This window comes from Pandoraea sp. (assembly GCF_041919235.1).
Classification (GTDB): domain Bacteria; phylum Pseudomonadota; class Gammaproteobacteria; order Burkholderiales; family Burkholderiaceae; genus Pandoraea.
The window spans coordinates 113,907-137,098 of record NZ_JAYRUC010000003.1; the positions used below are offsets into that span (position 1 = coordinate 113,907).

Consider the following 23,192-nt stretch of genomic DNA (forward strand, 5'->3'; position numbering starts at 1 on the left):
CACTCACATCACCGTAAGCCGATTCGAGAGAAATATTTATCAGTCAAATTTTATGCAGCAAGAAGGATACAAAATGAAAACAACACAATTTCAAGAATTTCAGTACAGCGTGCGTGCCGTCGAGCGCGACAACGCCCGTTGGGACGCGTTCTACGAGATTCACCGCCCGACCCACCAAGGGTTGGAAAAAGTGGGCGCATATCAGGTTCAGACCGCCTACGGCTTTGCCACGCAAAGCTACGCGCTTGACGACGCCGAGCGTAACGCCCGTGCGGACATCGAGCAGGGCATCGTCTACTTCCAGTAACTCCGTTTCCCCATTCATTCCCTGTGTGCGATGCTGGCATCGTTGCTTGACGACGGTGCTATAGTCCCGCCTTTCGCAACGCAAGGCTGGAGAGTCGGCAATGGAATGGATGTGCAAGTCGTTCGATGCGCTGGGTAGCACATTGCTTTACCGTATTCTGGCCGCGAGAAATGCCGTATTCGTGGTTGAGCAACAGTGCCCGTATCAGGACATCGACGGACGTGACCCCCATAGCCTGCATCTCGTGGCACACGCGAGCGATGCGACGGACCCGCCACGGATTGCCGCCTACCTGCGGCTCCTGCCACCGGGTCTCGCCTATGAAGAAGCATCGATCGGGCGTGTGCTGACGGCGTCGTCGCATCGTGGCACCGGCCTCGGACGCGAATTGTTGGCGCGGGCGATTGCGATCGCCGACGTGCACTGGCCGGGCGCGGCGCTGCGCATCGGTGCGCAAGCGCATCTCGAGGCGTTTTATGGCGCGTTCGGGTTTGTCAAGGCCAGCGAACCGTATGACGAAGACGGCATCCTGCATATCGAAATGCTGCGCCCGCCAGCCGCCCAATAGTCGTGCATAGCAGTCATAGCAGTGCAATCGCAGCCGGGCCCTCACGCCCGGCACTACAATAGCCCCCATCGCAGTTCACGCATTCCCCGACACATGGCCTTGTATTCCATTTCGGGCGCCCAATTGGCGTTCGGTCACGTGGCATTGCTCGACAATGCCGATTTTTCGCTCGAAGCTGGCGAGCGCGTCGGGCTTATCGGGCGCAACGGCGCGGGTAAGTCGTCGCTGCTCAAGATCGTGGCGGGGCTGACCGTGCCCGACGACGGACTCGTCGCGCGGCAGGCCGGACTCCATACCGTCTACGTGCCCCAGGAACCCCAATTCGACGCCGATCAGACGGTGTTCGACGCCGTTGCACTCGGTCTCGGTGAGCTGCATGGCCTGCTCTGCGATTACGATGGCACGGTCGCCGCGCTTGCCGACGCGCCCGAGGGCGCCGAGCACGATGCGTTGCTCGCGCGTATGAACACGCTGCAGTCGTCGCTCGACGCCGCCGACGCGTGGCAGCTCAAGACACGGGTGGAGACGACCATTGCGCAGCTTGGCCTCGACGGCCACGCGCGCGTCGGCGCGCTCTCCGGCGGTATGCAAAAGCGTGTCTCGCTCGCGCAAGCCTGGGTCGCCAAGCCAGACGTGTTGCTGCTCGACGAGCCGACCAACCACCTCGATTTCGACGCGATTCGCTGGTTGGAAGACTTGCTGATCGGCTATCGCGGCGCACTGCTGTTCATCACCCACGACCGCAGCTTCCTCGACCGAGTCGCCACGCGTATCGTCGAACTCGATCGCGGCCGTCTGCTGTCGTACCCGGGCAACTTCACGCAGTATCAGGAACGCAAGGCCGCACAGCTCGAAGTCGAGCGCGTGGAGAACGACAAGTTCGACAAGCTGCTCGCCCAGGAAGAAGTCTGGATTCGCAAGGGCGTCGAAGCACGCCGCACGCGCAGCGTGTCGCGTATCGAGCGATTGAAGACGATGCGTAACGAGCGTGCCGCGCGCCGTGAGATTCAGGGCAATGTGCGCATGGATGTGGCGCAGACCGAGAAGTCCGGCAAGATCGTGGCCGAACTGACGCACGTGACGAAGTCGTATGGCGACCGTGTCATCGTGCGCGACTTTACGGCGACCCTCATGCGTGGCGACAAGGTCGGCCTCGTGGGGCCGAACGGCGTCGGCAAGACGACGATGCTCAAACTCATCCTTGGCGAGATCGCGCCGGACAGCGGACAGATTCGCGTCGGTACGAATCTCCAGGTCGCGTATTTCGATCAGATGCGGGCGCAACTCGATCCGGAGCGGAGTCTGCTCGATACGATCAGCCCCGGCAGCGACTGGATCGAAATCAATGGCGTGCGCAAGCATGTCATGAGCTATCTCGGTGACTTCCTGTTTTCGCCGGAGCGCGCCCGCTCGCCCGTGAAGTCCCTCTCGGGGGGCGAGCGAAACCGTCTGCTGCTCGCGCGGTTGTTCGCGCGTCCGGCCAATGTGCTGGTGCTCGACGAACCGACCAACGATCTGGATATCCCGACGCTCGAATTGCTCGAGGAGCTGCTTGAGGACTACAGCGGCACCGTGTTTCTGGTGAGCCACGATCGCACGTTCCTGGATAACGTGGTGACCTCGGTCATCGCGGCGGAAGGTGACGGCAATTGGCGCGAGTATGTCGGCGGGTTCACCGATTGGCAGGTGCAGAGCGATCGGTCTGCGGCGCTCGCTGCGCAGCGCGCTCCTGCCGAAGCCATCGCGAAGGACACGCCAAGTGCCACCAAGCGCGGCGCGAACCGCACCGTCAAGTTGAGCTACAAGGAACAGCGCGAGCTCGATAGTCTGCCTGCGCGCATCGCGGCATTGGAGACCGAGCAAAAGACGGCTACGGCGACCCTCGGCGACGGGACGATCTTTGCGAAAGATCCGGCCGCGGGTGCGGTGTTGTCCGAACGTGTCGAAGCGATTGAACTGGAGTTGCTCGAAGCGCTCGAACGGTGGGAAGTGCTCGAAGCCAAGCAGCGCGGCGAGAGCGCGTAACGTCCAGCGCAGGGTCGGCACAGGGGCCGCGCACCGACGGGCGGCCGGGTGACCGGCTGCGTTTCGTTGGCCGGTCGGCGTGGTCACTCGATCGAATCGCGAGTGACAGTACAATAGGCCGCGATTCATCGTGCACGGCGCGTATTCGAGGTATCCCACGCCGGGCGCTGCGCGTGCTCAGTGTGCCCATTATGTGGGCGCCGCAACTCAAGTCATTGATCCGGCGTCGCTTTTGTCATGTGTTAATGGGTTTTCCCCTTGGTTGTCCACAGGATATGTGGATAACCGCTGGGCGTCATACCCCAAATCAGTCACGCTATGTCGAAAAAAAATACGCCTGCCCAGTACAGCGAAGCGTCCATCAAGGTCCTGAAGGGTCTTGAGCCGGTCAAGCAGCGCCCGGGCATGTACACCCGCACCGAAAATCCGCTGCACATCATTCAGGAAGTCATCGACAACGCCTCGGACGAAGCGCTTGGCGGTTACGGCAAGCAGATTCTCGTCACGCTGAACAAGGATGGTTCGGTGAGCGTGGAAGACGATGGCCGGGGCATTCCCGTGGGCATCCACCCGGAAGAGGGTGTGCCGGTCGTCGAAATTGTTTTCACGCGTTTGCACGCAGGGGGCAAGTTCGACAAAGCGGCCGGCGGCGCCTACACGTTCTCGGGTGGCCTACATGGTGTCGGCGTGTCGGTGACGAACGCCCTGTCAACGCGGCTGGCGGTCACCGTGTGGCGCGACGGCCAGGTCTCCGACCTCGAATTTGCCGATGGCGGTAATGTCAACGTGGCGTTGCATTCTCGCGCCTCGCAACGCGGCGAAAAGAAGAGCGGCACACGCGTCACCGTCTGGCCGGATGCGAAGTACTTCGATAGCGCCACGCTGCCGGTGGGTGAGCTGCAACGCTTGCTGCGCTCGAAAGCGGTACTGCTGCCGGGCGTGCGCGTCACGCTGCGCCAGGAGAAAAGCGGCGACGAGCAGACCTGGTTCTATGAACACGGTTTGCGCGGCTACCTGGTCGAATCGCTGGGCGGCGCTGAGCCGCTGATTCCGCTCTTCGAAGGCGAGCGTTTTGCCGACGCCAACGAAGACAGTTTCGCGGAAGGCGAGGGCGCGGCGTGGGTCGTCGCGTGGACGGAAGATGGCGCGCCGGTGCGTGAGTCGTACGTCAACCTGATTCCGACGCCGGCGGGCGGCACCCATGAGTCGGGGCTGCGCGAAGGCTTGTTCCAGGCAGTGCGTGGCTTCATCGAGCTGCACAATCTGCAACCCAAGGGCGTGAAGCTGCTGCCGGAAGACGTCTTCTCGCGCGTGTCGTTCGTGCTGTCCGCAAAGGTGCTCGATCCGCAGTTCCAGGGGCAGATCAAGGAGCGTCTGAACAGCCGCGATGCGGTCCGTCTCGTGTCCTCCTTCACGCGTCCGGCGCTCGAGTTGTGGCTCAATCATCACGTTGAGCACGGCAAGAAGCTGGCCGAGCTGGTGATTCGTCAGGCGCAAGCGCGCACGCGTGCGGGCCAGAAGATCGAGAAGAAGAAAAGCTCCGGGGTGGCCGTGCTGCCGGGCAAGCTGACCGATTGCGAAACCGAGGACATCACGCGCAACGAACTGTTTCTGGTCGAGGGCGACTCGGCGGGCGGTTCGGCGAAGATGGGCCGCGACAAGGAGTTTCAGGCGATTCTGCCGTTGCGCGGCAAGGTTCTCAATACTTGGGAAACCGAACGCGACCGGCTTTTCGCGAATAACGAAGTGCACGACATCGCCGTGGCGATCGGCGTCGATCCGCACGGCGCGAACGACACGCCCGATCTGTCGAATCTGCGCTACGGCAAGATCTGCATCCTCTCGGACGCCGACGTCGACGGCTCCCATATTCAGGTATTGCTGCTGACGCTGTTCTTCCGCCACTTCCCCCAATTGATCGCGAAGGGACACGTGTTCGTGGCTCGCCCGCCGCTGTATCGTGTGGACGCGCCGGCACGGGGCAAGAAGCCCGCGCAGAAGCTCTACGCGCTCGACGAAGGCGAACTCGAAGCCATTCTCGACAAGCTGCGCAAGGACGGGGTGCGCGACAATGCATGGTCGATCAGCCGCTTCAAGGGACTGGGTGAGATGAGTGCCGCGCAGTTGTGGGAAACCACCATGAATCCCGATACCCGTCGGTTGAGCCCCGTAGCACTCGGCGGACTCGATTTCGAGGCGACGGTGGCGCGGATGAACATGCTCATGGGCAAGGGCGAGGCGGCGCAGCGCCGCAGCTGGCTCGAAGCCAAGGGCAACGAGGTGGAAGCCGACATCTGAGCGCAGGGCCGGCGCCAGCCCAACGATGGGGGCCCTCACGCACGGGAAACCAGCGTGAGCGCTCACATGGTGGGATAATCCTCCCTCCACCCCACCGGGAGTCGCGTTATGTTGCGTTCCATGCGTTGCATTTTCGTGCCGTTGCTGCTGGCCGGTGCCAGCGCCGTCGCGTTGGCACAGTCGGCCCAGCCGCGCGTCTTCTTCGTTGCCCCGACCAACGGTGCGACGGTATCCAACCCGGTGGTGGTTAAGTTCGGCGTCGAGGGAATGGCGATCAAACCGGCGGGCGATATGACGTCCAATACCGGTCATCACCATCTCATCATCGACGGCGATTCGATTCCGGCAGGTCAAGTCGTACCCACGGACGACACGCACCTGCACTTCGGCAAAGGACAGACCGAGACGAGCGTCAATCTGACGCCCGGTGATCACACGCTGACGATTCAGTTCGCCAACGGTGCGCACCAGTCGTACGGTCCGGCCATGAGCCAGACAATCAAGGTGCATGTCAAAGGTCGGCCACAATAACCCCTCGATGGCGGTTCGCATTCATGCGCTGCGCCGACGCTTCGCCGGCCCCGTGCTGGCCGCCGCGCTGCTTGCGTCGACGCCATTGGCGCACGCCGAACTCTACGGTTACGTCGACGAGAACGGCATCGCGCATCTGGCCGCGCGCAAGCTCGATGCGCATTACCGTCTAGTCGTGAGTTCTGGCGGCAACGCCGATTTGCGCGCGGCGCATGGCGGTGTTGCCAGCGGCGAAGACCGCGCGCGACTGTACGACGCCCTTGCGCGTCATCCCAATCTGAGAAAGCTGGCGCCTGTGATTGCGCAGGCCGCGCAGCGTTATCACGTCGATGCGGCGCTGCTCAAAGCCGTCATCGCAGCGGAGTCGGGGTTCGATAGCGCAGCGGTGTCGCCCAAAGGCGCCATCGGATTGATGCAGGTGCTTCCTGCCACCGGCGAGCGTTACGGCGTGCGTGCCGACGCGCGGCGCACGGTCGCCGACAAACTCGCCGATCCGCGCATCAATGTGCTGACAGGCGCCCGCTATCTGCGGGATCTACAGGCGCGTTATCCCGACCGTCTCGAGCTTGTCCTGGCGTCGTACAACGCGGGAGAGGGGGCGGTGGCGCGTCATGACGACCAGATTCCGCCTTATGCAGAGACCCGCGATTACGTAGCCGCCGTGCTCGAACTCTATCGACGCTTCAAGCCCGATGCGGCGGTCGCTGCGCTCGGAGGTGGGGTGATCCGTGCGAGCGGTCACGTTGCGCAAATGGGCGGTGCCCGGGTGAGCGGCTCGCGCGACGGCCGCATTCACGTCATTCTGGGGGCGCCGTCCGGCCTGCCCGTCGTGCCTGCTACCATGCCGAACGCGGTGGTACGCGAATCGGCGGCAGGGGCGCTGTCGTCGGCACCGGCAATCGACTGAATCGCGTCGGTGCGGCGTTCTCGGCGGGGGCGAGCGCGTGTCTTCCACGCGCTCGCAGGGTGATGCCGGCCGTCCACTGCTCGGATTTGCCTGAACGGAGAGCGGCCTCCTGCCGATTCCAGCCTCCTGCATTCCGAAATCACGTCCCGCTTTGCCGCGCCGACGTGTTTTTTGCCGAAAGGTGCCGACGAGCTTGGTATGATCTCGCGGTCAACCTCCACCCGAACTCTCATCGTACGTTCGCAGCAAACCCACAGGTTTTATGGAACAAGTAGAAGATCTCTTTACGCAACCGTCGGATGACGACACGCTGACGCTCGGCGCGTATGCCGAGCGCGCCTATCTCGACTACGCGATAAGCGTTGTCAAAGGTCGTGCACTGCCCGACGTATGCGATGGCCAGAAGCCGGTGCAGCGACGCATTCTGTTCGCGATGAACGAAATGGGCCTGGCGTCGGACGCCAAGCCGGTCAAGTCGGCGCGCGTGGTTGGCGACGTACTCGGCAAGTTCCATCCGCACGGCGACCAGTCTGCCTATGATGCGCTGGTACGTCTTGCACAGGACTTCTCGATGCGCTATCCGCTCATCGACGGTCAGGGCAATTTCGGCTCGCGCGATGGCGACGGTGCGGCGGCCATGCGCTACACCGAGGCGCGGCTGACACCGATCGCGAAGCTGTTGCTCGACGAAATCGACGCGGGCACGGTGGACTTCGTGCCGAACTACGATGGCTCGACCGAGGAGCCGCGCTTGTTGCCGGCGCGGCTGCCATTCGTGCTGCTCAACGGGGCCTCGGGGATCGCGGTGGGATTGGCGACGGAAATCCCGTCGCACAACTTGCGCGAAGTCGCGTCGGCGGCGGTTGCCCTGATCCGCAATCCGAAGCTCGACGACGCCGAATTGATGACGCTTGTGCAGGGGCCGGACTTCCCGGGCGGCGGCCAGTTGATTTCGAGTGCGGCGGAAATCCGCGCGGCCTACGAAAGCGGTCGAGGTAGTCTCAAGATGCGCGCGCGCTGGAAAATCGAAGAGATGGCGCGCGGTCAGTGGCAGGCGGTCGTGTATGAGTTGCCGCCGAACACGTCGGTTCAGAAGGTGCTCGAGGAAATCGAGGAAATCACCAATCCGAAGGTCAAACTCGGCAAGAAGTCGCTTACGCCCGAGCAGCAGAACCTCAAACAGTCGATGCTCGGCATGCTCGATGCGGTTCGCGACGAGTCGGGCCGGGACGCGCCGGTGCGGCTGGTGTTCGAGCCGAAGTCGAGCCGTATCGACCAGCAGGAATTCATCACGATGCTGCTCGCGCACACGAGCCTGGAATCGAGCGCGTCGGTCAACCTCGTGATGGTCGGCGCCGACGGTCGCCCGGCGCAGAAGTCGTTGCGCAGCATCGTCACCGAGTGGATCGGCTTCCGCTTCGAGACGGTTACGCGCCGCTCACGCCATCGTCTGGGCAAGGTCAACGACCGCATTCATATTCTCGAAGGACGGATGATCGTCTTCCTGAATATCGACGAGGTCATTCGCATCATCCGCGAGTCGGACGAGCCGAAGGCCGCGCTGATGAGCGCGTTCCGGTTGAGCGAGCGTCAGGCGGACGACATTCTGGAAATTCGCCTGCGTCAGTTGGCGCGACTCGAAGCGATCAAGATCGAACAGGAACTTGCGTCGTTGCGCGACGAGAAGTCGAAGCTGGAAGACCTGCTGTCCAACGACAGCGCAATGAAGCGTCTGATCATCAAGGAAATCGAAGCCGACGCGAAGCAGTTCGGCGACGAACGCCGCACGCTGATTCAAGAGGAAAAGCGCGCCGTGGCCGAGGCGCGTGTGGTCGACGAGCCCGTCACCGTCGTGGTGTCATCCAAGGGGTGGGTGCGTGCGCTCAAGGGCCATGGTCTGGATGCGCAAAGCTTCTCGTTCAAGCAGGGCGACGCGCTGTACGGCGCATTCGAGTGCCGCACCGTCGATCCGCTGATCGCTTGGGGCAGCAATGGCCGTGTCTATTCGGTGGCGGTCGCGCAGTTGCCGGGCGGACGCGGCGACGGCGTGCCGCTCACGTCGCTGATCGAACTGGAATCGGGGTCGCGCTTGCTGCACTACTACGCGGCATCGGGCGACCAGCCATTGTTGCTGGCAACGTCGGCGGGTTTCGGCTTCACGACGAAGCTTGGCGATATGGTCAGCCGCGTAAAGGCCGGCAAGTCGTTCATGACCATCGACGACGGTTCCGAGCCCCTGGCCCCGACACCGATTTGGCGCGGTGCGAGCGCGGTGGCGTGTCTGTCGAGCGACGGCCGCCTGCTCGTGTTCGGCATGGACGAGATGAAGTCGCTCACGGGGGGCGGGCGCGGTGTCACGCTGATCGGACTCGACGCGAAGCAGACCCTGGTGTCGGCGGTGCCGATCGGCGAAGCGGGCGTTACGGTGTATGGCGAAGTTCGCGGGGGCAAGCTGCAGTCCGAGACGCTCTCGGGCGCGTCGCTCGCGCCCAACATCGGCAAGCGCGCCCGCAAGGGCCGTTCCCCGGCAGTCAAGTTCGCGACGTTCAAGCCGCGTTCGCTCGAGCCGGTGTCGCCGGCCGTACCTTCGGCATCCTGACGGGAGTTATGCATGAACGTTTATGCCTTCAGCCTGTTCCTGCATCTGGTGAGCGTGGTCGTCTGGATCGGGGGGATGTTCTTTGCGCTGGCCTGCCTGCGTCCGGCGTCCTCCGAATTGTCGCCGCAGCAACGTCTGCCGTTATGGGAAGCGGCGCTCTCGCGCTTTTTCACGTGGGTGGGTGTGGCGATCGTTGTGATTCTGCTTTCCGGCGGACACATGATGCTCGAGATGGGCGGCATGCACGCCCGTTGGCCCGTGCATGCGATGGCCGGCATCGGCGTGGTGATGATGCTCGTCTTCGGTCACATTCGCTTTGCGCTGTTTCCGCGCTTGCAACGCGCGGTGCAGGCGCAGTCATGGCCGGACGGCGCTGCCGCAGTCAATGGGATTCGACGGCTCGTGATCCTGAATCTTGTGCTCGGCGTCGTCGTCATCGGTCTGGCGGCATCGCTGCGCGGCTGATCGCGGGCTTGGCGGAGCCTCATGCCCCTGGCGGCGGCGTCTCGTGAAGGTGGCCCGCCACTTCGCGGCAGATCTCGACGAACGCCTGTACTAACGGGCTTGTGTCGTCGCGACGCTTGGCCAACAGCAGGGGCGTGTGCGCGTCGGGCTCGCTGAGGTCCATGAAGCATGCGCCCTCGATCTGGATGCATCGCACGGCGGCCGGGAGTATTGCCACACCCAGCCCGCTCGCCGCGAGTGCGACGATGGTGGTCGACTCGCGTGCTTCCTGCACGACGTGCGGCGCAAATCCTGCACGCTCGCACATCCGCCGTATTTTTCCATCGATTGCCGTGCCCACATCGTGCGGATGCATGATAAACGCCTCGTTGGCCAGGTCGGCCATGGAAAGGCTTGCGCGCCCTGACAGCACATGACCCTGATGCAAGACCACGACCAGGGCTTCATCGATCAACGTCTCGAAACTAAGGCCCGCGATCGGCGGCGCATTGTCCGCCTGGCGCACCAGACCAATGTCCAACGTGCGCTCGGTGAGCGCGTCCCGTTGCCGCTCCGAAGGCGATTCGATCAACGTCAGTGTCACGCGTGGATATCGCAGGCGATAGCCGGTAAGAACCCGTTTCATCAGGTTCGTCATCGGTGCAGACGTCGTGAACGCGATGCGCAATTCCCCGGCGTCGAGTCCTGCAATCTGTTGCACCTCCTGACGGGCGGCTTCGGCGTCGGCGAGGATCTGACGCGCCCGCACGAGGAACGCCCGCCCGGCGGTGGTCAGGAAGACGCGTCGCTGTGAGCGCTCGAAGAGTGCCACGCCCAATTCGTCCTCCAGCGCGCGGATCTGCATGGAGAGCGGCGGCTGGCCGATATTGAGCTTTTGCGCCGCACGGCTGAAATGCAACGCTTCAGCGACGGCCACGAAGTAGCGCAGATGACGCAGTTCCATCCCTCAGTCCTCGATTGATCTGTTTTATATATGGAAATATCGTTTAAATATATATTGGACGCAGGGTAACGGCAAACCTATGATTCGTTGTATACATTTCCCCCCAGACTCGCGTGAGCCGGTCCAGCGTCATGGCATCAACGAATTCCCTTCCTCTTCCCAACGGCGTCCCCGCAGGCGTCGGTACACCGGCATCCAAGCTTCCAGCCGGCGTCGCGCGCGGCACTCGTGAATACGCCGTCATCAGCCGGGCGCTCTTTTTCGGCGGGTTTTCGACGTTTGCCCAGTTGTACTGCATGCAGTCGCTGTTGCCGCTGCTGACCACGACATTCGGTATCTCACCGGCACAGGCGAGTTGGTCGGTCTCGGCAGCCACGATGATGATGGCGCTAGGTCTGCTCGTGACCTGTGTCGCTGCGGATCGTGTGAGCCGCAAGCGGATGATGACCATCGCGCTGCTCAGTTCCTCGGTGCTCACGTTCGCGAGTGCGTTCTCGAGCAACTTCGAGACGATTGTCATTCTCAGCGCGCTCAAGGGGCTAGCGCTTTCCGGATTGCCGGCCATCGCGATGGCGTATCTGAGCGAGGAAATCGATCCGCGCTCACTCGGCATGTCCATGGGGCTGTATATCGGCGGCAACATTCTCGGTGGCATGGCCGGACGCGTGCTGTCCGCGTTCATCGCCGACCTGTTCTCGTGGCGCGTGTCGGTGGCGGTGATCGGGCTGGTCTGTCTGGCGATGGGGCTGGAGTTTGCCCGTAGTCTGCCGCATTCGCGTCGTTTTTCGCCACGTGACATGACGGTGCGCGAAGCGATCGGACATGCGCGCCGCCACCTCGGTGATCCCGCGCTGCTTGGCCTGTACCTGTTCGCCGGCCTGATGATGGGCAGCTTCGTGAGCGTCTACAACTATCTGGGCTTTCACCTGTCGGCGCCGCCGTTCCATCTGCCGCACGCCGCCATTGGGGCGATCTTTGCGATGTATCTGATCGGCGTGATCGGCTCGTTCATCGCGGGGCCTCTGTCGGATCGCGTTGGACGCCCCCGCCTGCTGTGGGTGCTGGTGGCGTTGGCGTTGGTGGGACTTGTGAGCCTGCTGGCGTCGCAGGTGCTGGGCGTGGTGATCGGTCTCGCGATCTTTACCTTCGGCTTCTTTGGGGCGCACACCGTCGCCAGCAGTTGGGTGGGACGCCGCGCGACCGAGGGGCGGGCGATCGCCTCGGCGCTGTACCTGTTTTTCTACTACATGGGCTCCAGCCTGCTCGGCAGCTACTCGGGCGTCATGCTCAAGTCGCATGGCTGGCACGGCGTGATTGCCCTGCTCGCGGTGGCGGTCGTGCTGTCGCTCGCTGTCGCGATAGCCATGCGTCGTGCTTACGGCAGCGGCAAGCCGCGCTGATCGTCACCCGCAACGCGCGGCAAGGCGCAGGACGATCCCCCGGTCTCGGTCTCGGTCCCGGTCCCGGTCCGGGAACCGGAACCGGAACCGGAACTGGAACATCCGAGCACGCCGAGCACGCCGAGCACGCCGAGCACGCTGAGCACGCTGAGCACGCTGAGCACGCTGAGCACGCTGAGCACGCCGAACACATGGGCCGTACGGGCTTTCAGCGCGTCGCCGGCCCAACGTCCATCCCGTCTGCGTCACCCCGATCCCATGGCGGCACGCCGCCGAACGCATCGACCAGGAAATCGATCATGACGCGTACGCGCGCGCTGAGGTGTCGGCGACTCGGGTACATGGCGAGTATGTCGATCTCAGGCAGGCGATAGTCGGGCAGCACCTGAACGAGCTTGCCCGCGCGCAGATCGTTGCCGATCAGGAACGTGGGTTGCCAGATGACGCCTTGCCCGGCAAGCGCCGCCGCGCGCGCCGTATCGCCGTTATTGGTATGCATGTGGCAGTCGACCCGCACGGCGTGGGTCTTGCCGCCACCGTCGATCAGTTGCCACTCGTCGCCGGTGGCCGCATACGTGTATCCGATGCAGCGATGTGCGATCAGATCCGCCGGCACGGTTGGATGTCCGAAGCGCGCCAGGTAGGCCGGCGACGCACACAGGATGTTTTGCGATGTGGCCAGTTTGCGGGCGGCGTGGCTGGTCGATCCGGCGCGCGAGATGCGGATCGCCAGATCATAGCCTTCGTCGACGATATCGACGACGCGGTCGATCAGCGCAACGTCGAGTTCGATCCCGGGATAGGTCTGCGTGAACCGAGGCCATAGCGGTGCGAGATACTGAATACCAAAGCTCACGGGCGCATTGATGCGCAGTCGTCCACGGGGTTCGACCGCCGCGGAGGTCACAAGCCCTTCGGTCTCCGCGACATCGTCAAGGATGGACTTGCAGCGCGCATAGAGCGTCTCGCCGCCGTCGGTGAGCGACAGCGTGCGCGACGTACGATTCAGCAGGCGCGCGCCCAAATGCGCTTCCAGTTCGTTCACATAGCGAGTGACGTTTGCGGGCGACGTGCCGAGCGCCTCCGCCGCGCGCGCAAAGCCACCCCGGCTTACCACGGTCACGAAAACCTCAAAGGCGCGAAGACGGTCCATATCCCTCCGCAATCATTCATAAAAGATGAATGATTCGAGCATGTTTTATGCCTTTTTGCAATCAAATATGAAGCATATAGTCGCTTCACGGGCCAAGGCATACCGCACTGGCCGACACAGTGCTTCAGGAGATTGAACATGCAACGCTTGACAGGGAAAGTCGCCATCGTCACGGGGGCCAGTTCTGGTATTGGCCGCGCCACCGCAAAGCTGTTCGCGAAGGAAGGTGCCAAGGTGGTCGTGGCGGCACGCCGCGCGGCGGAACTGGAAACGCTCGCGGCGGAGATCGTCAGCGAAGGCGGCGAAGCCGCGTATCTGGCCGGCGACGTACAATCGGAGGACTTTGCGAAGGCGTTGGTCGCGCTTGCCGTAAGCCGCTTCGGCCGTCTGGATATCGCCTACAACAACGCTGGCACGCTCGGTGAGATGGGACCGACCACCGGCATTTCCGAAGCGGGCTGGAACGCTGCGCTGGCGACGAACCTGACCAGTGCCTTCCTGGGCGCGAAGTCCCAGATTCCCGAAATGCTGAAGCACGGTGGTGGGTCGATCATCTTCACGTCGACGTTCGTCGGATACTCGTTCGCGTTTCCCGGCACGGCAGCCTACGCGGCGAGCAAGGCCGGGCTGATCGGGTTGACGCAGGCGCTTGCCGCCGAGTACGGTGCGCAAGGTGTGCGCGTCAACGCCGTGTTGCCCGGTGCCGTGGACACGGAGATGTATCGCGACATGAACGACACCGACGCATCGCAGGCATTCGTGACTGGGCTGCATGCGCTCAAGCGCGTCGCGAAGCCGGAAGAACTGGCGCGTTCGGTCCTCTATCTTGCGTCGGACGATTCGTCTTTCGTGACCGGTACGGCGTCGCTGGTGGATGGTGGCGCCTCGATCACCCGCACGTGAACCTGTTGGCGACTTCCCGTTGCTTAAGACGGGACGTCGCCATCTCAATGAATTTCACTGAAAAGGAAGTCACTCATGGACCTGCATTTGAAGGGCAAACTCGCGCTGGTCAGCGGAAGCACGGCCGGCATTGGTCTCGCCATTGCCCGCACGTTGGCGCAGGAAGGCGCGCGCGTGATCGTCAATGGTCGCGCCCAGTCATCGGTCGACGACATCGTTGCGCAACTCAAAGCGGACACCGGTGGCGAGGTGTACGGATTTGCGGGGGATCTGAGTACGGCTGCGTCGGCGGACGAACTCGCGCGACGCTATCCGAACGTGGAGATTCTGGTCAATAACCTGGGCATCTTCGAGCCCAAGCCGTTTGAAGCCATTCCCGACGAGGACTGGCAGCGTTTCTTCGACGTCAACGTGCTGAGTGGCGTCCGTCTGGCTCGTCTGTTTCTGCCGGCGATGAGGCAGGCCAACTGGGGGCGCATTATCTTCATTTCGAGCGAAAGCGCCGTGCAGATTCCCGCTGAAATGATTCACTACGGGATGACGAAGACCGCGCAGCTTGCGGTCTCGCGTGGGCTCGCAGAAGCGGTTGCCGGCACGGGCATTACCGTCAACAGCGTGCTGCCGGGGCCGACCAAATCGCGGGGAGTGGGGGAATTCGTGGAGACCCTCGCAAAGGCCGACGGCAAATCGTTCGAAGCGTTCGAAAAGGAATTCTTCGAAACGGTACGCCCCACATCGCTCATCAAGCGATTCGGTTCGCCGCAGGAAATTGCGTCCCTCGTGGCCTATGTCGCCAGTCCGCTGTCGTCGGCGACGACAGGCGCTGCGTTGCGAGCCGATGGGGGCGTGATCAAGAGCGCCTTCTAGGCCCACACGAGCCTGGGGCCAGCGGTGCGGTGCCCGGCATTGCCTCGGTGAGGGGGCGGTGCGTGGCCGTTGCGTGGCCGTTGCGGTAGGGGGAGGGAGACGACCGCAAGGCGGCACGCCTCCCATCACGACGTCATTCGGCGAGCGTCGGACGGCCGTCGGACGATCGTCAGGCGAGTTCCGCGATCAGCTCGATCTCGACGCACGCGCCCAGCGGAATCTGAGCGACGCCAAAGGCCGAGCGCGCGTGCTTGCCGGCCTCGCCGAACACTTCCGCGATCAGCTCCGACGCGCCGTTCGTCACCAGATGCTGGTCGGTGAATTCCTGCGTCGAGTTGACGAGGCTCATGAGTTTCACAACGCGCTTGACCTTGTTCAGGTCGCCCGTATGCGCGTGCAGCGTGGCGATCAGTTCGATGGCCACGGCACGCGCCGCAGCCTTGCCCTCGTCGACGCTTACGTCGGCGCCGAGCTTGCCGGTCCAGACCTTGCCGTCTTTCTTCGGCAGGTGGCCCGAGAGGAATACGGTGTTGCCGGTTTGTGCGCTCATCACGTAGGCGGCAGCGGGAGCGCCAGCGCTCGGCAGTTCGATACCCAGTTGCTTCAGTTTGTCGTAGACGGACATGTACGGCTTCCTTGCAGATGCATTGCGTCGGACCGAACGATCGGTCCGACAGGTTGGATGGGAGGCGGATGCAGCGACGTGTGCCGGTCCCGTCGAGCGCCGGTCCGAACGCCGTTCAGACCGGCGAGTGCGACCGGCGAATCATGCTGCGCGGCGTGTGAGCGCGTCGGCCACAAGGGCGCCGAGACGAGCAACACCTGCCTCGATCTTCTCGGGCGACACGGTAACGAACGATAGCCTGAGCGTATTCGATTGCGGCGTGCCGACATAGAACGGCGCGCCGGGCACGAACGCCACATTCTGCGCAATCGCTTTTTCCAGCAACTGCATGGTGTCGATGCCGGCGGGCAATGTCAACCAGATGAACATGCCGCCTGCCGGCGTGGTCCACGTCGTGTCGGCCGGCATGTGCTTCGCCAGCGACGCGAGCATTGCCTTGGCCTGCGCAGCGTAGAGTGTGCGGATCGACGGAATATGCGTATCGAGGAAGCCGTCCTTCACGACCTCGTAGGCAATGCGCTGCGTGAGGCTCGGCGTGTGCAGATCGGCGGCCTGCTTGGCCTGCACGAGCTTGGCGATCACCGCCTGCGGGCCGATGACGAAGCCCAGCCGCAGTCCCGGCGCGAGCACCTTCGAGAACGAGCCCATGTAGAGCACGTGCTCCGGCGCGAGCGACATGAGGCTGGGCAGACGTTGGCCTTCGTAGTCGAGCTCGCCGTAGGGATCATCTTCGATGATCGCCAACCCGGCGCGCTTGGCAAGGGCGGCCAGTGCCTCGCGGCGCGCCATTGGCAGTCGGCGTCCGGTCGGGTTCTGGAAATTCGGCATGGCATACAGAAAGCGTGCGCCATTCACCCGTTCGGGCGTGAGCGCTTCCGGGAGCAGGCCGTGGTCGTCGGTCGGCACCGGCACATACGTCGGCGAGAACAGCGAGAACGACTGGAGAGCACCCAGATAGCTCGGGGCTTCGACAAGTACGCGGCTGCCCTCGTCGATGAAGATCTTGCCGATCAGATCGAGGCCCTGTTGCGAACCGGTGGTGATCAACACATTCTCGGGGGAGAGCGTCAGGCCGTCGCGCGAGTAGCGCTTCGCAATCCATTCGCGCAGTGGCGCATAGCCCTCGGTCGCGCTGTACTGCAGCGCAGCCTGCGGCGATTCGGTCAATACGCGCTCGGCGGCGGCGCGCATGGACTTGACGGGAAAGGTCGCAGGCGCGGGCAGGCCGCCGGCAAACGAGATGACGTCGGGGCGCTCCGTGACCTTGAGAATTTCGCGAATCGCCGAGCTGGTCAATTTACGGGCACGTTCGGAATATTGCCAATCATGCATGAGGGGCTCGCTATGAGAGTGCGGCCGTTCTGAGCGGTCGCGAGTATCGGGCATTGCGGGTGCCGAGCGCGTTGGGGGCAGACGCAATGCCAGGGGGCAGACATGTGACGGCGCGGGGATCGCGCGCGCCGTCACATGTCCTCAGACCGGTTTGCCCGTGAGTCGCGAGGCGCCGATCTTCATGTGCTTGCCGAGTGCGATGGTCAGGACAACGCCCGCCGCGAACAGCCACGTCGCGACGTCGACCTGTTCGCCGAAAAAGAGGGCTGACAGCGCAATCGTGAAGAAAATCTGAAGCAATTGTACTTGGCCCACGCGTGCGATGCCGCCCATGGCGAGGCCGGCGTACCATGCGAAAAAGCCAATGAACTGCGAGAACAGGGTGACATAGGCGAACGCGCCCCAGACTTTGCCGCTCACGGGCCACGGCTGGTGCCAGGCAAGCCAGCCCACCGGCAGCAGCAGCACCGGCGCTGACACCACGAGTGCCCAGCAGATCACCTGCCAGCCGCCCATCTCGCGGGCAAGCTTGCCGCCTTCGGCATAGCCGAGCGCACCGATCACCACGGCGAGCAGCATCAGGCCGTCGGCCGCGTGCAGACTGCCGCCCCCGGCGCGCAGCGCGAAGGCGATCACCAGTACGCTGCCGGCCAGCGCACATACCCAGAACCCGCGCGACGGACGTTCACCGCCGAGCCAATACGCATAAATCGCGACAAAGAAGGGCTGCAAGCCGTTGACGACGGCGCCATGCGACGCCGGAATCGTCTTCATCGCCCACGCGGAGAAGACCGGGAACGCGATGATCACGCCCAGCGACGTGATCGCGAGGCTCTTGAGCTGCGCCCGCGTGGGCCATGCCTCGCGGCGCCACCAGAGCAGGGCACCCGCGAACACCGAGGCGACCAGCGCGCGGCCCAGCCCGTTGAGCAGCGGATTGACCTCCGCCACGACGATGCGGGTCATGGGCAACGTGAGACTGAAGATCAGCACGCCGATCAGACCGATCAGCATGCCCCGGGATTCGCGCGAATTCATGGTGTCGCCTCGTGTGTCTCGTGTTGGGGTGATCCGCCCGCCATGCGTTGTGCCGGGCATTCGGTACTGCCAGGGTTCTAGCGCAGCGTGCGCACGCCCTCGGGTGTTTCGATTTCGGCGGCAAGCGACGGCTCGACCAGCGTTGCTTCGACATTGACAAGGGCGTCGGCCCCAAGCCACTGCAATTGTTCGTTGATCGCACCCGCCTGCGGATGAAAGCCACGCAATGCTGTGACGGCACAATCTGCGGATGGCAGGGTGTCGCTCGGATGCTCCGGCGAATCCCACTGGATCAGCGTGGGCAGCAGGCCTTGTCCGGCGCCTTGCCATGCGGGCAGGCTACCGTCGTCGGGCACACCGATCTGCCAGGTCAATGCACCGCGCTGCATCGCGACGACAGGGGCCAGCCGCTGCGGATACTGGGCCTGCCAGCGTGGCAGCGAGCGCGGACGGTCCACGCGCGCCACCCAATGCGCGAGGTATGGCCCACGGGCCAGACGGGCCTGAACGGCGGCGTCGTCGAGCCCGAACCAGCGTGGCCGGCTCGGAGGTGGTGCGTCCGGATCGATGGCGATGATCTCGAGATACACGCCGCCCCACAGTCCGAGCAAACTGTTGTGCGTGCCCATGCGTGCGTGTCGACCGCCGCGCTGCGGCACAACATCGGTGAGACCGAGTTGCTCGATGACATGGGCCTCACCTGCCTCGAGCGTTGGCGCGGCAACGACGAGATGATCGAGTTTCAGGTTCAGGGCTTGGGGTGCGGTCATGGCGGCTTCAGGCGGTAAAAGCGATAGCTTACTCCGCCTCGTTCCTTGGTCGATTCATCCGCGCGAGAGCGGATTCGCCGCGCGCTGGGCCATGCGCGTGGCAATGTTGCGCCATACCATGCGCCAGCCGCCACGCAGGGGGCGCCGTGCAGCGAACGCCGAGCGCATTCTGGTCGGCTGGCTCACGCGCAGCCGCACGCCTTCGCGCCACGTGCCCAGCCAGATGCGCTGACCGGCGCGCATCTCGAAACTCTCGCCAGCGTGCAGCCAATGGTCGATGGGCTCACCTTCGACAGTCAGCCACAATACGCCTTGCAACACCTCAAGCGATTGCGGCAGATCGGCAGCCGGGCTCTGCCAGTAGACGGTCTGTCCCTGGTCCAGTTCGAAGAGTCGGATTTCACGCATGGCGGTCTCCAGTTGAGAGGACACTTTATCGGTTAACGCCAGTACAGTACCGGTACAAATAATGACGAAACTTTCGGTACAGTTCGGGATTGACAGGGAATTTGGCTGGCGTAGAGTGGCGATCCATGAGCGATAGTGGGCAGACACTTCGACAACGAGGGGCTGGTCAGCCGCACTGAGGTGGACAGACGATGACGACAACGAACCGCATTTCTCCGTTGGTACTGGCGGACAACGCCGCGCTCGACACGGCACGCATGACGCTCGTCGATCAACTCGTGCACTGGGCGAGCCTGCGCATCGAGGAGCGCGTTTTCCTGCCCGGTATGCGTATGCCTTCGATTCGCTCGCTGGCGGAGGACAAACGCGTGTCGCGCTTTTCCGTCGTCGAGGCCTACGAGCGTCTGGTCGCGCAGGGGTATCTCGAGGCGCGCCGTGGTTCGGGCTTCTATGTGCGCGAGCGGCCCGTGATGCCACCGCAGAACGCCGCCGCGCCGATGGTCGCGCAAGGTCCCATCGATGTGGCCTGGCTGGTGCGCAGCATGCTTCACTCGGTCGCTCCGGAGCGTGGTCCGGGCATGGGCTATCTGCCGCCGAGCTGGCTCGATGCCGACATGATGACGTCCGCGATGCGCTCGATGAGCCGTCAGTCGAGCGGGCATCTGCTCCAGACCGGTCACCCGCACGGCTTCTTGCCGCTGCGCATTCAACTTCAGACGCAACTCGCGGAGCTTGAAATTGGCGCGCGGCCCGAGCAGATCGTGCTGACGTCAGGCATTACCCAGGCGGTGGACTTTTTGCTGCGCTTGTACGTGCGTGCGGGCGATACGGTACTCGTGGGGGATCCGGCGTGGTTCGTGATGTTCGGGCGCATCGCGTCGCAAGGTGCGCACACCGTGGGCGTGCCGTACACGCCCGACGGGTTGGACATGCAGGCCCTGGAGCGTTTGGTGCAGCAGCATCGCCCCAAGTTGCTCATCCTCAATTCGATTCTGCAGAATCCGACCGGAACCTCGCTGACCCCGGCGCGTGCCTTCCAGATCCTGCGTCTGGCCGAGCAGTACGACTTTATGGTGCTCGAAGACGATATTTACTGCGACCTGTGTCCGCCGCACCAGCCGGTGGCGCGTCTGGCGAGTCTCGATCAGCTCAAGCGCGTGATCTACATGGGCAGTTTCTCGAAGACGCTCGCCGCAAATCTGCGCGTCGCGTTCGTGGCCTGTTCGCCCGCACTGGCGAAGACCTTCGTCGATCACAAGATGCTGTCGGGTTCGACAACGCCGGAGATCAACGAACGGATCGTCTACAAGGCGCTCACCGAGGGGCATTACCGGCGTCACGTGGAGCGGTTGCGCGCGCGCCTCGACGAGGCGCGTGATCGCACGCGCCACCATCTGGAGCGCATTGGCGTGCGCATGTTCGGCGATCCGGCGTCGGGCATGTTCCTGTGGGTCGACACCGGTGTCGATACGAGCGCGGTGGCGGCCGCCGGGCACGAAGCAGGCTTCCTGTTTGCGCCGGGCGCATTGTTCTCGCCGCGTCAGGCGCCGAGTACGTGGATGCGCATGAACATCGCCTGTTCCAGCGATCCCGCCATGCTGACCTTCCTCTCGCGGCAGCTCGAGCGGGCGGCCTGAACGAGCGAGCGCCCGCCGGGTGACGGGCGAGGGGTGACGAGCGACGGGTGACGGGTGACGGGTGACGGGTGACGGGTGACGGGTGACGGGTGACGGGTGACGGGCGCGGGCGGGGTCGGTTTTTCGCCGGGGTTCGGTCGCGATTTTTCGTGGCGCTGCACGCCCCGCAGCAAAATAACCCTCCCGGTGGCCTTGAAATGCCGGCTGCCCATCCCTATGTTTGCCCTGTACCGCCGTTCCGGCAGCGCGCGCGCAAGTGCGCCGGGCTGCGGTTCGAGTCGAAATTCCATCCATCTCACCGATTCACGAGGGTTGCCGACCATGGCGCAAGAAACCATGAGCTTTCAGGCAGAAGTCAAACAGCTTCTGCAACTGATGATTCATTCGCTGTACAGCAATAAGGAAATCTTCCTGCGCGAACTGATCTCCAACGCCTCGGACGCCGCCGACAAGCTGCGTTTCGAAGCCATCAACAACGCCGCGCTGTACGAGCAGGATCCGGAACTCAAGATTCGCGTGTCGTTCGACAAGGACGCCCGCACCGTCACCATCGAGGACAACGGCATCGGCATGAGCCGCGAGGAGGCGATCTCGCATCTCGGCACGATCGCCAAGTCCGGCACCAAGGAGTTCTTCTCGCGCCTGTCGGGCGATCAGCAGAAGGACGCCGCACTCATCGGCCAGTTCGGCGTGGGCTTTTACTCCGGCTTCATCGTGGCCGACCGCATGACGGTCGAATCGCGTCGCGCCGGTCTGCCGGCATCGGAAGGCGTACGCTGGTCGTCGACGGGCGAGGGCGACTTCTCGGTCGAGACCATCGAGCGCGCCCCGCGCGGCACGGCCATCACGCTGCATTTGCGCGACGGCGAGGACGAACTGCTTTCGTCGTGGCAACTCCAGTCGATCATTCGTAAGTACTCGGACCACATTTCGCTGCCGATCGTCATGCGCGGCGAGACCTGGGACGAAGAGAAAAAGGCCATGGTGCCGGCCGAAACCGACGAGACCGTCAACCAGGCAAGCGCGCTGTGGACCCGCAGCAAGAGCGAGATCACCGACGAGCAGTACACACAGTTCTACGCGCACATCGCCCACGATATGCAGGCGCCGCTGGCCTGGACGCACAATCGCGTGGAAGGGCGCAGTGAATACACGCAACTGCTGTACGTGCCGGGCCATGCACCGTACGATCTTTGGGACCGTAATTCGCAGGGCGGGTTGAAGCTGTACGTCAAGCGCGTGTTCATCATGGACGACGCGGAACAACTGCTGCCGAACTACCTGCGTTTCGTGCGCGGCGTGGTCGACTCTGCCGATCTGCCGCTGAACGTTTCGCGTGAAATTCTGCAGGAAAGCCGCGATGTGAAGGCGATTCGGGAAGGGTGTGCCAAGCGCGTACTCGGGTTGCTCGAAGAGCTGGCCGAGAACCAGCCGGAGAAGTACAAGCAGTTCTGGGGCGCGTTCGGCCAGGTCCTCAAGGAGGGCACGGGCGAGGATCACGCGAACCGCGAGCGCATTGCCAAGCTGCTTCGCTTCGCGAGCACGCACAGCGATTCGGCCGAGCAGAGCGTGTCGCTGGCCGACTATGTCGGCCGGATGAAGGACGGACAGGACAAGATCTACTACGTCACCGCCGAGAATTGGGTGGCGGCAAGCCACAGCCCGCATCTGGAGGTCTTCCGCAAGAAGGGCGTGGAAGTGCTGCTGCTGACCGATCGTGTCGACGAGTGGATGCTCTCGTACGTGCACGACTTCGAGGGCAAGGCGCTCGTGAGCGTGGCGCGGGGCGATCTGGATCTGGGCGCGCTCGAAGATGCGAGTGAAAAGGCGGCGCAGGAGAAGACCAGCGACGAGCTCAAGCCGCTCGTCGAGAAGATGAAGGGCGTGCTCGGCGACAAGGCCAAGGACGTGCGCGTGACGTTCCGTCTCACCGACTCGCCGTCGTGCCTGGTCTCGGATGAGAACGACATGAGCGGTACGCTCCAGCGGTTGATGAAGGCGGCCGGGCAGGCGATGCCGACGTTCCGTCCGATTCTCGAAATCAACCCGGAGCATGCGTTGATCCAGCGTCTCACGGCCGAGAGCGCCGATCTGTCCGACTGGACGCAACTGCTGTTCGATCAGGCACTTCTTGCCGAAGGTGGCAGCCTTGAAGACCCTGCCGCTTACGTGAAGCGCACGAACGCGCTGCTACTCGCCGCCCGTTGAGGCGGTGGCGCAGCCAATGAGGCGCTGACCGCGTCGCTGAAAGGCCCCCGCGTCGAAATGTCGCGGGGGCCTTCCTATTGCGGGATTGGCGGGATTGGCGGGATTGGCGGGATTGGCGCGATTGGCGGGCGAGTCCGGCGAGTGGCGGGCCGCCCGCGCGCGTCGAGTGCGGCTGGGGGGCGGCATGCCGTCGGATTGCGCCTTTATA

The 23,192-nt window shown here is 63.6% G+C and carries 21 protein-coding genes; 13 read left to right on the plus strand and 8 right to left on the minus strand.

Annotation, left to right across the window (positions count from 1 at the left end; translation table 11 throughout):
- The first annotated feature begins 73 nt into the window (after positions 1 to 73).
- From ACE3UG_RS03325 to ACE3UG_RS03360, 8 genes are all read left to right on the plus strand, one after another.
- Entirely contained in the window at positions 74 to 307 is a 234-nt protein-coding gene (locus tag ACE3UG_RS03325) for a hypothetical protein (RefSeq protein WP_374619599.1), read from the plus strand.
- Between the two features lie 100 nt (positions 308 to 407).
- A complete protein-coding gene (locus tag ACE3UG_RS03330; protein ID WP_374619602.1) occupies positions 408 to 875 on the plus strand; it encodes a GNAT family N-acetyltransferase in 468 nt (155 codons plus the stop codon).
- A gap of 93 nt (positions 876 to 968) precedes the next feature.
- On the plus strand, positions 969 to 2,900 hold the full coding sequence (locus tag ACE3UG_RS03335; protein WP_374619605.1) for an ATP-binding cassette domain-containing protein: 1,932 nt from the start codon (positions 969 to 971) through the stop codon (positions 2,898 to 2,900).
- Between the two features lie 318 nt (positions 2,901 to 3,218).
- Entirely contained in the window at positions 3,219 to 5,198 is a 1,980-nt protein-coding gene (locus tag ACE3UG_RS03340) for a DNA topoisomerase IV subunit B (RefSeq protein ID WP_374619609.1), read from the plus strand.
- A gap of 108 nt (positions 5,199 to 5,306) precedes the next feature.
- Complete coding sequence (locus ACE3UG_RS03345) at positions 5,307 to 5,729, plus strand: DUF4399 domain-containing protein (RefSeq protein ID WP_374619612.1); 423 nt, start codon at positions 5,307 to 5,309, stop codon at positions 5,727 to 5,729.
- Between the two features lie 7 nt (positions 5,730 to 5,736).
- Positions 5,737 to 6,636 carry a lytic transglycosylase domain-containing protein gene (locus ACE3UG_RS03350; RefSeq protein ID WP_374619615.1) on the plus strand — a complete coding sequence of 300 codons (900 nt, stop codon included), beginning with the start codon at positions 5,737 to 5,739 and terminating at the stop codon, positions 6,634 to 6,636.
- Positions 6,637 to 6,898: 262 nt separating this feature from the next.
- Positions 6,899 to 9,235: a DNA topoisomerase IV subunit A gene (parC, locus tag ACE3UG_RS03355; RefSeq protein ID WP_374619618.1), complete on the plus strand. Its 2,337-nt coding sequence runs from the start codon at positions 6,899 to 6,901 to the stop codon at positions 9,233 to 9,235.
- 12 nt (positions 9,236 to 9,247) lie between these two features.
- On the plus strand, positions 9,248 to 9,700 hold the full coding sequence (locus ACE3UG_RS03360) for a CopD family protein (RefSeq protein WP_374619620.1): 453 nt from the start codon (positions 9,248 to 9,250) through the stop codon (positions 9,698 to 9,700).
- A gap of 19 nt (positions 9,701 to 9,719) precedes the next feature.
- Here ACE3UG_RS03360 and ACE3UG_RS03365 read toward each other — a convergent pair whose 3' ends face one another.
- Positions 9,720 to 10,643: a LysR substrate-binding domain-containing protein gene (locus ACE3UG_RS03365; RefSeq protein WP_374619622.1), complete on the minus strand. Its 924-nt coding sequence runs from the start codon at positions 10,641 to 10,643 to the stop codon at positions 9,720 to 9,722.
- A 131-nt stretch (positions 10,644 to 10,774) separates the two neighbouring features.
- Here ACE3UG_RS03365 and ACE3UG_RS03370 point away from each other — a divergent pair, with 131 nt between their 5' ends.
- Entirely contained in the window at positions 10,775 to 12,043 is a 1,269-nt protein-coding gene (locus tag ACE3UG_RS03370; protein ID WP_374619623.1) for an MFS transporter, read from the plus strand.
- On the opposite strand, the gene ACE3UG_RS03375 is transcribed toward ACE3UG_RS03370, so the two are convergent.
- A complete protein-coding gene (locus tag ACE3UG_RS03375; RefSeq protein WP_374619626.1) occupies positions 12,019 to 12,225 on the minus strand; it encodes a hypothetical protein in 207 nt (68 codons plus the stop codon). The two genes, ACE3UG_RS03370 and ACE3UG_RS03375, sit on opposite strands and share 25 nt — an antisense overlap.
- Before the next feature lie 26 nt (positions 12,226 to 12,251).
- A complete protein-coding gene (locus ACE3UG_RS03380) occupies positions 12,252 to 13,196 on the minus strand; it encodes a LysR family transcriptional regulator (RefSeq protein WP_374619629.1) in 945 nt (314 codons plus the stop codon).
- A gap of 138 nt (positions 13,197 to 13,334) precedes the next feature.
- Between ACE3UG_RS03380 and ACE3UG_RS03385 the strand changes: the two genes are divergently transcribed.
- Entirely contained in the window at positions 13,335 to 14,099 is a 765-nt protein-coding gene (locus ACE3UG_RS03385; protein ID WP_374619632.1) for an SDR family oxidoreductase, read from the plus strand.
- A 75-nt stretch (positions 14,100 to 14,174) separates the two neighbouring features.
- A complete protein-coding gene (locus ACE3UG_RS03390; RefSeq protein ID WP_374619635.1) occupies positions 14,175 to 14,966 on the plus strand; it encodes an SDR family NAD(P)-dependent oxidoreductase in 792 nt (263 codons plus the stop codon).
- Positions 14,967 to 15,135: 169 nt separating this feature from the next.
- Here the strand turns inward: ACE3UG_RS03390 and ACE3UG_RS03395 are convergent, their stop codons facing one another.
- From ACE3UG_RS03395 to ACE3UG_RS03415, 5 genes are all read right to left on the minus strand, one after another.
- Entirely contained in the window at positions 15,136 to 15,591 is a 456-nt protein-coding gene (locus ACE3UG_RS03395) for a RidA family protein (protein ID WP_374619638.1), read from the minus strand.
- Between the two features lie 141 nt (positions 15,592 to 15,732).
- On the minus strand, positions 15,733 to 16,923 hold the full coding sequence (locus ACE3UG_RS03400) for a PLP-dependent aminotransferase family protein (RefSeq protein ID WP_374619640.1): 1,191 nt from the start codon (positions 16,921 to 16,923) through the stop codon (positions 15,733 to 15,735).
- Between the two features lie 141 nt (positions 16,924 to 17,064).
- Complete coding sequence (locus ACE3UG_RS03405) at positions 17,065 to 17,961, minus strand: DMT family transporter (protein WP_374619643.1); 897 nt, start codon at positions 17,959 to 17,961, stop codon at positions 17,065 to 17,067.
- Between the two features lie 77 nt (positions 17,962 to 18,038).
- On the minus strand, positions 18,039 to 18,731 hold the full coding sequence (locus ACE3UG_RS03410) for a VOC family protein (RefSeq protein ID WP_374619646.1): 693 nt from the start codon (positions 18,729 to 18,731) through the stop codon (positions 18,039 to 18,041).
- Positions 18,732 to 18,785: 54 nt separating this feature from the next.
- Positions 18,786 to 19,139 carry a DUF2917 domain-containing protein gene (locus ACE3UG_RS03415; RefSeq protein ID WP_374619649.1) on the minus strand — a complete coding sequence of 118 codons (354 nt, stop codon included), beginning with the start codon at positions 19,137 to 19,139 and terminating at the stop codon, positions 18,786 to 18,788.
- Positions 19,140 to 19,330: 191 nt separating this feature from the next.
- Here ACE3UG_RS03415 and ACE3UG_RS03420 point away from each other — a divergent pair, with 191 nt between their 5' ends.
- Both ACE3UG_RS03420 and htpG read left to right on the plus strand, forming a co-directional pair.
- Positions 19,331 to 20,776 (plus strand): PLP-dependent aminotransferase family protein, encoded by a 1,446-nt coding sequence (locus ACE3UG_RS03420; RefSeq protein WP_374619652.1) that lies wholly within the window; start codon positions 19,331 to 19,333, stop codon positions 20,774 to 20,776.
- Positions 20,777 to 21,097: 321 nt separating this feature from the next.
- Complete coding sequence (gene htpG, locus ACE3UG_RS03425) at positions 21,098 to 22,984, plus strand: molecular chaperone HtpG (protein WP_374619655.1); 1,887 nt, start codon at positions 21,098 to 21,100, stop codon at positions 22,982 to 22,984.
- The last annotated feature ends 208 nt before the right edge of the window (positions 22,985 to 23,192 follow it).

Bases quoted from the DNA above. Each gene is read 5' to 3' on its own strand.
- ACE3UG_RS03325 (WP_374619599.1), top strand. From the start codon at position 74: ATGAAAACAACACAATTTCAAGAATTTCAGTACAGCGTGCGTGCCGTC.
- ACE3UG_RS03330 (WP_374619602.1), top strand. From the start codon at position 408: ATGGAATGGATGTGCAAGTCGTTCGATGCGCTGGGTAGCACATTGCTT.
- ACE3UG_RS03335 (WP_374619605.1), top strand. From the start codon at position 969: ATGGCCTTGTATTCCATTTCGGGCGCCCAATTGGCGTTCGGTCACGTG.
- ACE3UG_RS03340 (WP_374619609.1), top strand. From the start codon at position 3,219: ATGTCGAAAAAAAATACGCCTGCCCAGTACAGCGAAGCGTCCATCAAG.
- ACE3UG_RS03345 (WP_374619612.1), top strand. From the start codon at position 5,307: ATGTTGCGTTCCATGCGTTGCATTTTCGTGCCGTTGCTGCTGGCCGGT.
- ACE3UG_RS03350 (WP_374619615.1), top strand. From the start codon at position 5,737: ATGGCGGTTCGCATTCATGCGCTGCGCCGACGCTTCGCCGGCCCCGTG.
- parC (WP_374619618.1), top strand. From the start codon at position 6,899: ATGGAACAAGTAGAAGATCTCTTTACGCAACCGTCGGATGACGACACG.
- ACE3UG_RS03360 (WP_374619620.1), top strand. From the start codon at position 9,248: ATGAACGTTTATGCCTTCAGCCTGTTCCTGCATCTGGTGAGCGTGGTC.
- ACE3UG_RS03365 (WP_374619622.1), bottom strand. From the start codon at position 10,643: ATGGAACTGCGTCATCTGCGCTACTTCGTGGCCGTCGCTGAAGCGTTG.
- ACE3UG_RS03370 (WP_374619623.1), top strand. From the start codon at position 10,775: ATGGCATCAACGAATTCCCTTCCTCTTCCCAACGGCGTCCCCGCAGGC.
- ACE3UG_RS03380 (WP_374619629.1), bottom strand. From the start codon at position 13,196: ATGGACCGTCTTCGCGCCTTTGAGGTTTTCGTGACCGTGGTAAGCCGG.
- ACE3UG_RS03385 (WP_374619632.1), top strand. From the start codon at position 13,335: ATGCAACGCTTGACAGGGAAAGTCGCCATCGTCACGGGGGCCAGTTCT.
- ACE3UG_RS03390 (WP_374619635.1), top strand. From the start codon at position 14,175: ATGGACCTGCATTTGAAGGGCAAACTCGCGCTGGTCAGCGGAAGCACG.
- ACE3UG_RS03395 (WP_374619638.1), bottom strand. From the start codon at position 15,591: ATGTCCGTCTACGACAAACTGAAGCAACTGGGTATCGAACTGCCGAGC.
- ACE3UG_RS03400 (WP_374619640.1), bottom strand. From the start codon at position 16,923: ATGCATGATTGGCAATATTCCGAACGTGCCCGTAAATTGACCAGCTCG.
- ACE3UG_RS03405 (WP_374619643.1), bottom strand. From the start codon at position 17,961: ATGAATTCGCGCGAATCCCGGGGCATGCTGATCGGTCTGATCGGCGTG.
- ACE3UG_RS03410 (WP_374619646.1), bottom strand. From the start codon at position 18,731: ATGACCGCACCCCAAGCCCTGAACCTGAAACTCGATCATCTCGTCGTT.
- ACE3UG_RS03415 (WP_374619649.1), bottom strand. From the start codon at position 19,139: ATGCGTGAAATCCGACTCTTCGAACTGGACCAGGGACAGACCGTCTAC.
- ACE3UG_RS03420 (WP_374619652.1), top strand. From the start codon at position 19,331: ATGACGACAACGAACCGCATTTCTCCGTTGGTACTGGCGGACAACGCC.
- htpG (WP_374619655.1), top strand. From the start codon at position 21,098: ATGGCGCAAGAAACCATGAGCTTTCAGGCAGAAGTCAAACAGCTTCTG.